This is a genomic window from Sharpea azabuensis DSM 18934, from assembly GCF_000702165.1.
Classification (GTDB): domain Bacteria; phylum Bacillota_I; class Bacilli_A; order Erysipelotrichales; family Coprobacillaceae; genus Sharpea; species Sharpea azabuensis.
In genome coordinates this window covers 100,346-106,656 of sequence record NZ_JNKU01000001.1, presented here as the reverse complement: position 1 = coordinate 106,656, position 6,311 = coordinate 100,346, and the positions used below count along the sequence as shown (strand labels likewise).

The following is a 6,311-nucleotide window of genomic DNA, read 5'->3' as shown; positions in this document are numbered from 1 at the left end:
AGGATTTCCTGTATGCATATTATATCATATCCCTAACCGCCATTCATCCCACGGCCTAAAGGCGCGTGGGTTTTCTGTCGGGAACTTTATAAAAATAGCTACCTCAGGTAGCTATTGAAAACGTAAGGGTAATTCCAACCCATTTGACTCTAGAATATCTTTATTTATAAGCATCTGTTTATCACCTTTTGTAACAAGCATGCCTTTATGAATGAGAATGACTTCATCAACAAGATCATAAGCCATATCTAGATCGTGAGTAGCAAGAATGATACTTTGGGGAAGTGATTTTAAGATATTGATAATTCTTCGTCTGGCCTTAGGATCAAGGAAGGCTGTTGGTTCATCAAGAAGCAGGATATCCGGTTCCATTACCAGTACTCCAGCTAATGCAACAAGACTCTTCTGCCCCCCTGAAAGCTTCGCACAATTTCTTGCAAGCAGGTCATCAATATGTAATTGGTAAGCCATCGCTTCGACCTTTTCTTTCACAACATCCTGATCCATTCCCTGGCTGACTAAGCCAAAGGCAATATCTTCATAGACCGTATTCATGAAGAGCTGATGGTCAGGATTCTGAAAGAGATAGCCCACCCGTTTGCGTATTGTATGTAGATTCTCTTTCTTCACTTCTATACCATCGACAAGAATCGATCCGGCCATGGGATGCAGGCCGACAATGGAAGTCAGAAGTGTACTCTTCCCACTGCCATTTTCACCAATGATAGCTGTCACAGGTGCATGGATGGTTGTTGTAAGATGATTGATAGCTATAATTGTATGATCATAGACAATACTGACATCATTAATTTGTATCATGATAACACCACCTTCAAAATAATCATTACACCCGCCATCAGTACTATGAGAAAGACATCTTCAGCATGTATTGACTGATGAGGTCCATAATAATGACCAGGATCATAACCCCTTAAGCTCATCGCATCATCAACTAAATGTGCATGATGCAAGCTTCTTACAAACAGCAAACCAAGAAAGCTTCCCATATGCTTCATCTCTAAGGCATCTTTTTTAAAATGTCTTAAAATATAGGCTTGATGCATCTTGCCTGCTTCTTCCACTAGTAAATAAATATAACGATATGTCACTAAGATAATGCTGACTAGAAAATAAGGAACATGCAGCATCACAAATGCCCCAGCTATATCTTCTAGTGGCGTTGTCGCCACAAACAAAAAGACAATGGCAAGACAGAGAAAGGTCTTAAGCATAATACTGATCATTGATAAGAGACCTATTGTTAGGGGAATATTGTAGAAACTGATTGGCGTTGGCATAAGAATAACATTGCTGAGGCCTAGAAAGAAAGAGAAAGGTAAGCCAATAAGTGTACGCTTCAGCATTTCTCTTACTGGAATCTTGGCAAGAAAGCATATAAGAATGACAAGGCAAATAAGAAAGAGATAGGAGAAGAGCGCATAGGATGTTGATGTTAAGGTAAAAATGATAAAGAATACTGTAAAGAAAAGTTTAACTATGGGTTGTAAGTGATGGATTGTTGTATCTTTTTTGGTCAGCTCTTCGATATGTTCTAAAGAAAAGAGGGAGTAGGCATATTTATTCATGACGATGTTTCTTTGAAAGCATATAGCCTGCGCCACCCGCTACTACAAGTACAACACCAGCTCCAATGATGCCTGCACTTGCCCCTGATAATGGAGAGTCGTTATTTTTAAAGGCATAATCAGGAAGTAATGATGTTTGTTCCTGAACTTTTGCGATTTCTTTCTTCGTTGTATTTTTCTCTTCGATTTCTGTTGAACCAGTAATGCTGGCAATTGACCATTCTAAGCCATCAGGATGACTTGAGGCAAAAAGTGACAATCCACCGGCAATCACAAGGGCGCTAAGGCCAATGATCAGGGATGCTTTCTTGCTTTCAACGGCATTTGTCATATAAAGTGCATCTTCAATAATAGCTGGGGAATATTTATTGACAAAGCCAACAACAGCACTTGTAATAAGCCCTTCAACAAGTCCAATCACCACATGAATTGGCAACATTAAGGCTATAAATGTAGTAAAAGGTAATGCGGTTATATGACTAGCGAGTGTCTGCAAGCTTACCGACAGTGCTCCTAGCTCTATACCAACAATACATGAAAGAATTGAAGCAATGGTCAATGTTTTACCATTAATTCCAAACTTATTTAATATTGGTTTAACGATAAGTGGATAAGCGACAAAGAGAGGTAAAACCCCCATATTGAAAATATTGCAGCCTAGCGCTAACAAACCACCATCACCAAACAAAAGAGCCTGAATGACAAGCACAGCAACAATGGACAAGAATGCAGGATACTGTCCTAGAACCATTGCCAGCATGATGCTCCCTAGAATATGGCCTGAAGAACCTGTCCCAGGTATTGTAAAATTGATCATCTGTCCTGCAAAGACAAATGCCCCCATCACTCCCATTAAAGCAACTTTATGAGACAGGTTGGCGGTATTACACTTCTTAATCGCATACGCAATCAAGAATCCAATTACAACATAAAAGATTACACCAACAGGTATCGAAATCAACCCGTCAGCCATATGCATCATAAAATTCATAACTTTCCTCCTTCAAAATACTGATTTTCATTTTAACATGTTTTCAGTTGTTATGCTAGAAAGAAGAAAAGTCTATATAAAAGGACTAGAATATCTTTAGAGTAAGTGCTTCTAAGAATCTAGGCAAAAGGGAAGAATGCAAATACGACATAAAGTTAAAGTCAAGATGCCAGTAAAGAAAAGAGGGTTTCTTAGAATAAAGAAAACTGTCATGGAAACCCATACTGTTGAAGTGGATGACAAGACTTATAAGAAACTTAAGCGAGATCATAAAGGTCAGCCTTATATAATTGAAGAGATGATGCTTTATGACGATATTTTCTTTGATGACTAGAAGCCATAAAGAAAAGCATATCAGCCATAATATGACTGATACGTCTTTTCGTCTATGCATAGTGATGAAGATAGTCGTTGATCTTTTGTGCAAGCTGTTGATGTCCCCGTAGTGTAAAATGTATGCCATCTTTATCCATATCTAAATCATCCTTCATGCTTAGATAATCAATATGATGCTTAATAGCAAGCTGTATCATAGCATCTTCAAGTTTCTTTGACTGATCGAATACATCTATAGGATAATCCCACCCAACTACACATTCATAATGAATATAAGGTGGTATCAACAATAATATCTTTTCATTTTCAAGTACAATGAGTTCTTCTAACTGCATGATGATACGATCAATCGAATAGCCACCAATAGATGAAAGGTCATTTGTCCCTAGCATGATAATCGTTAATTCATGGGGTTGTTGGATAGCTTTAGTAAAGCTACCTAAACAATTGGTCGTACGGCCACATACACCCTCATTAATAGTCTGATATTTCTCACTTTCTAGCAATCTAGGATAGTTGTCTTCAATCCTGCCACCTCCAGCATGATAGCCATATGTATTTGAATCACCAAAACAGAGTATTTTCATGATTTCCTCCAAAAAAAATCACTCATAAAGAGTGACTTTTTTATAACACAAGACTAGGTGCTGTATAAACACGAGCAAGAAGTTCCTGATTTAAGGCATAGAGTCCTTTTGGATCAGTACCAAATAAGTTATATTTCTTAATTAAATCATCAGCATTCTTTTCTTCTTCGCCCTGTTCTTTTACAAACCAGTCAAAGCACTGCATTGTACGATAGTCATTGACATCACTTGCAGCTTTATAGATTGTATTAATGAGACTTGTTACATACTGTTCATGTTCTAAGCCATAAACAAGTGGATCTTTTAAAGATTGATATGTTTTATCAGGCTTAGCAACAGCTTCAAAAGTAACACTTTCTCCATTATTTATGAGATATGTTCTCATTAACATCGCATGATCTCTTTCTTCCTGTGCCTGGATTTCATACCAGTGCGCAAAACCATCAAGACCCTGATCATGATAATAATTTGAGAAGTCTAAATAAAGATAAGCACTATAGAATTCCTGGTTGATCTGTGTGTTGATAAGTTCTTTTACTTTTGTATCTAACATTTTCTTTCTACCTCCAGTGCCACTATTATAGCACTCCTATGAAAAATAAGTTATAATTATTCGAAGAATTGGAGGGAAATTTCATGACACGTTGTTCCTGGTTGCCTGAGGGTGATAAACTCTATGAAAACTACCATGATCATGAATGGGGCAGACCGCTTCATGATGACCATAGGCTTTATGAGATGTTTGTTTTAGAGCTCTTTCAGGCTGGTTTATCATGGCGTATTATTTTAGGCAAGCGTGAAGCTTTTAGAGAAGCATATGATGATTTTGATATCAATAAGGTTGCTTGTTACGATGAAAAGAAAGTTGATGAATTGATGCAAAACAAAGCTATCATTCGCTCTTTAAATAAGATTAAAGCATCCATTTCAAACTCAAAGATTATCCTTACTATTATTAAGGAATATGGCAGCTTCAATAATTATGTTTGGTCCTTTACCAACAATCAAGTTATCTATGAAGTAGGAAAGACTACCAATGCTATCAGTGATGCGATGAGTAAGGACTTGAAAAAAAGAGGTGTAAAATATGCCGGAAGTGTAACTATCTATAGCTTCTTACAGGCTGTCGGTGTTATTAATAGCCATGAAAAAGACTGTTTTCTCTTCCATAAATAATAGAAAAACGGATTGCACAGAATTGTGTGCTTTCCGTTTTTAAACAACAATATTAAAATGACTATTTTACAGTAATAATAACGCGCTGATAACGTGTATTTGGAACATTCTTCTTTTCTGAGACTTGGATGATCATATGAATTGTGTCACCTTTTTTAGCATCCTTTGGAACAGTAAATGACATATTCTTTTGATCTGCATTGTTTATTTTAATTGTATCAATCTTTTCACTCTTATCTCGTTTTCTTATAACATTGAGCTGTAACCCACCCATTACTTCAGGTTGATCTTTCATTTTTGACACTGAGTCCTGATAAGTATCTGCTTCAAAATAACGCCACCATTTATAAGTCAATGCATCATGATCTTTATCAGTAGCTTTAGCTGTAAGTGTTACTTTTTCACCTGGCTTAGCCGATACATTGATACCTTGTTCAACACTCACCTCCGGAGCATTATTGCCTTCTTTTGATAAAGTCCATTGAACTCTATTAGCAAAGTCATTTTGAATATCATCAAACCATCTGCTTAATGTATATTGTGCTTCATATTGTTTTGTATATGGTTCATAATCCAGAACATTATTGACATATAGTTTATCAGTCTTTTTCCCAAAACGGCCGCCCCAGCCTCCATATGTTGGATTTTCCATAGAACGTAAGCCATTATTTATTAAATATAAGAATGATGGTGAATCACCTTCGGAAATAAAATCATACTTTTTATAGTTTGGGTTCTTTTTAAGATAATCCATTGTTCCTCTTTGTTCATCATAGAGTTCACCTTCAACCATCTTGCCATCACCCATAAGTGAATAATTAGCCATTAATGGCGAATTATTATTAACAATATTCTTATATTCCCAATCACTTTTTAGTGTACGGTTAACCTGATCACTATGTAATTGCCATGCATAGGCAAAATGCCAGAAGTTTGACTTATCATTAATAACTTTAATATTACTCCAATTTTTTGCTATATAATTCGAATAGCTCTCATCCTGGTCTAAGATAATATAAAGAACAAGTTTATCATTAATCTTCTTTTGGATACTTTTCCATTTATCTGTGCCTTTATATCTTTCTTCTATTGACTTAAGAGCACGAGCAGTTGTATTTGTACCACCCCAGGTCTGAACATATAATTGTCTCTTATCATCATCTAAAAAGAGCTTTTCAAGAAATTTAGAACCTTCAGTAACTTCATCCATCTCACCCTTATTTTTAATATTTCCAATTTTCGTTATACTTTTTAATTTTGTGGCAGTTGGATATGTTGCATCATGTGCTTTTAGATTATCATAGACCTTTCCATAATCATCAATATACTTATATAACCAATCACTGCCAGTCCATCGAAATGGCTTAATCCCTTTAGCATTGTCTCCAGCATAATGATACATTGAACTCGTAAGAACAATACCTGCAATATCCATTTCATTCGCATAAAGCAATGCACGTATTACCGAGTTTCTGTCATCCACTTCTCCATCAGTAGTAATCACTGTTCTTGCCTTTTCTTGTTTAAAGCGGGTTATAACATTCTCTTTCTTGGACGTCCCACCACATCCTGCAAGCATGCCTGCAGCCAAAATAACTTCTACAATTTTCCTTAACTTCATAACTTCCTCCTTAA

General features: G+C 36.3%; 8 protein-coding genes. 2 read left to right on the top strand and 6 right to left on the bottom strand.

The genetic code is table 11. The annotated features are described in order from the left end of the window. Positions 1–111: 111 nt before the first annotated feature. The 3 genes from T529_RS0100505 to T529_RS0100495 are packed head-to-tail and all read right to left on the bottom strand — an operon-like array spanning position 112 to position 2,577. Complete coding sequence (locus T529_RS0100505; RefSeq protein WP_033161641.1) at positions 112–819, bottom strand: energy-coupling factor ABC transporter ATP-binding protein; 708 nt, start codon at positions 817–819, stop codon at positions 112–114. After that, on the bottom strand, positions 816–1,586 hold the full coding sequence (gene cbiQ, locus T529_RS0100500; RefSeq protein ID WP_033161640.1) for a cobalt ECF transporter T component CbiQ: 771 nt from the start codon (positions 1,584–1,586) through the stop codon (positions 816–818). Before cbiQ ends, T529_RS0100505 begins: the two co-directional genes overlap by 4 nt. Beyond that, the gene (locus T529_RS0100495) at positions 1,579–2,577 is read right to left on the bottom strand and encodes an energy-coupling factor ABC transporter permease (protein WP_238560759.1); all 999 of its coding nucleotides are present in this window, start codon (positions 2,575–2,577) and stop codon (positions 1,579–1,581) included. The genes cbiQ and T529_RS0100495 overlap by 8 nt, the downstream gene beginning before the upstream one ends. 136 nt (positions 2,578–2,713) lie before the next feature. Here T529_RS0100495 and T529_RS0100490 point away from each other — a divergent pair, with 136 nt between their 5' ends. After that, positions 2,714–2,911, top strand: a complete 198-nt coding sequence (locus T529_RS0100490) for a hypothetical protein (protein ID WP_033161639.1) — start codon at positions 2,714–2,716, stop codon at positions 2,909–2,911. 52 nt (positions 2,912–2,963) lie between these two features. Here T529_RS0100490 and T529_RS12425 read toward each other — a convergent pair whose 3' ends face one another. Together T529_RS12425 and T529_RS0100480 are read right to left on the bottom strand one after the other, a co-directional pair. Then, positions 2,964–3,500, bottom strand: coding sequence for a GDSL-type esterase/lipase family protein (locus T529_RS12425; RefSeq protein ID WP_051646780.1), 537 nt, complete (start codon positions 3,498–3,500; stop codon positions 2,964–2,966). Between the two features lie 40 nt (positions 3,501–3,540). After that, entirely contained in the window at positions 3,541–4,053 is a 513-nt protein-coding gene (locus tag T529_RS0100480) for a ferritin (protein WP_033161638.1), read from the bottom strand. 83 nt (positions 4,054–4,136) lie between these two features. Here T529_RS0100480 and T529_RS0100475 point away from each other — a divergent pair, with 83 nt between their 5' ends. After that, a complete protein-coding gene (locus T529_RS0100475) occupies positions 4,137–4,676 on the top strand; it encodes a DNA-3-methyladenine glycosylase I (protein ID WP_033161637.1) in 540 nt (179 codons plus the stop codon). A gap of 61 nt (positions 4,677–4,737) precedes the next feature. On the opposite strand, the gene T529_RS0100470 is transcribed toward T529_RS0100475, so the two are convergent. Next, on the bottom strand, positions 4,738–6,297 hold the full coding sequence (locus T529_RS0100470; protein WP_033161636.1) for a DUF1593 domain-containing protein: 1,560 nt from the start codon (positions 6,295–6,297) through the stop codon (positions 4,738–4,740). Positions 6,298–6,311 lie beyond the last annotated feature (14 nt).

Coding starts and splice junctions, on each gene's coding strand:
- T529_RS0100505 (WP_033161641.1), bottom strand. CDS start 819: ATGATACAAATTAATGATGTCAGTATTGTCTATGATCATACAATTATA.
- cbiQ (WP_033161640.1), bottom strand. CDS start 1,586: ATGAATAAATATGCCTACTCCCTCTTTTCTTTAGAACATATCGAAGAG.
- T529_RS0100495 (WP_238560759.1), bottom strand. CDS start 2,577: ATGAATTTTATGATGCATATGGCTGACGGGTTGATTTCGATACCTGTT.
- T529_RS0100490 (WP_033161639.1), top strand. CDS start 2,714: ATGCAAATACGACATAAAGTTAAAGTCAAGATGCCAGTAAAGAAAAGA.
- T529_RS12425 (WP_051646780.1), bottom strand. CDS start 3,500: ATGAAAATACTCTGTTTTGGTGATTCAAATACATATGGCTATCATGCT.
- T529_RS0100480 (WP_033161638.1), bottom strand. CDS start 4,053: ATGTTAGATACAAAAGTAAAAGAACTTATCAACACACAGATCAACCAG.
- T529_RS0100475 (WP_033161637.1), top strand. CDS start 4,137: ATGACACGTTGTTCCTGGTTGCCTGAGGGTGATAAACTCTATGAAAAC.
- T529_RS0100470 (WP_033161636.1), bottom strand. CDS start 6,297: ATGAAGTTAAGGAAAATTGTAGAAGTTATTTTGGCTGCAGGCATGCTT.